This is a genomic window from Mycobacterium sp., from assembly GCF_008709575.1.
Taxonomy (GTDB): domain Bacteria; phylum Actinomycetota; class Actinomycetes; order Mycobacteriales; family Mycobacteriaceae; genus Mycobacterium.
In genome coordinates, this window is the sequence record NZ_VYIK01000265.1 from 1 (window position 1) to 787 (window position 787).

The 787-nt window shown below is 70.6% G+C and carries 1 pseudogene; it reads right to left on the reverse strand.

The window, feature by feature from the left end:
• Nucleotides 1-36: 36 nt before the first annotated feature.
• A pseudogene (locus F6Q13_RS18355) lies at nucleotides 37-787 on the reverse strand (hypothetical protein); the annotation flags it as partial.

Genomic DNA, 787 nt, shown 5'->3' on the forward strand with positions numbered 1-787 from the left:
CCGCGTGACGTTCGGTGTGCCGTGGTGGGCCGGCGCCTACCTGCCGGTGTGCGCGGTCGCGCTGCGCCGCATCGACCAGCTGCTGACCCGGCCGCGCTGACCGGCACGGCTTGGTGGCCACCAGCCCCCGTCGGCGTGCTGCGACATGCCGATCACGTTGGCGGTCATCACCCATTCGTAGCCGTCGACGAAGCAGCGGTGGAACCAGTCGGTCAGCGCCGCGGGCTGCCAGCCGCGCTGCAGGGCGTAGTTCGACAGCACCATCAGCCGCGGGATGTGGGGCACCCAGCCGTCGTCGCGGACATGCGCCAGGACGTCTCGCAGACAGCGCGCCGCCACTGGGCCGGGGTCGAGCTCGGCGAACCACCACGGCAGCAGGGACGTTGCCACCAGGGCGTTGCGGTGCCGGTAGTCGCGGCCGAAATGCCAATAGGCTCTCCAGATGTAGTCGCGCCAGCCGATGAGCTGGCGGATGTAGCCCTCGACGCTGCCCAGCGTCGCCCGCCCGCGGCGGTAGGCGTCTTCGGCGGCCGCCACGCAGTCCAGCGGATCGAGCAGGCCCAGGTTGATCGGCGCCGACGGCAAACTGTGTGTCTTGCGACGGTGAAACCGGCGGCGCTCCAACACCGCCCGGGATTCGATCAGTAGCACCGGCTGGTCGGGGTCGTCGAGAAAGTGCGGGCCGAGCTGGTCGGCGAAACACCACCGCCCGGGTGCCGACTGGGCGGCGTGGACGGCGGGACTATCCGCGTTACCGTGGTCGGGTGACCCGCACCGACAACAACAC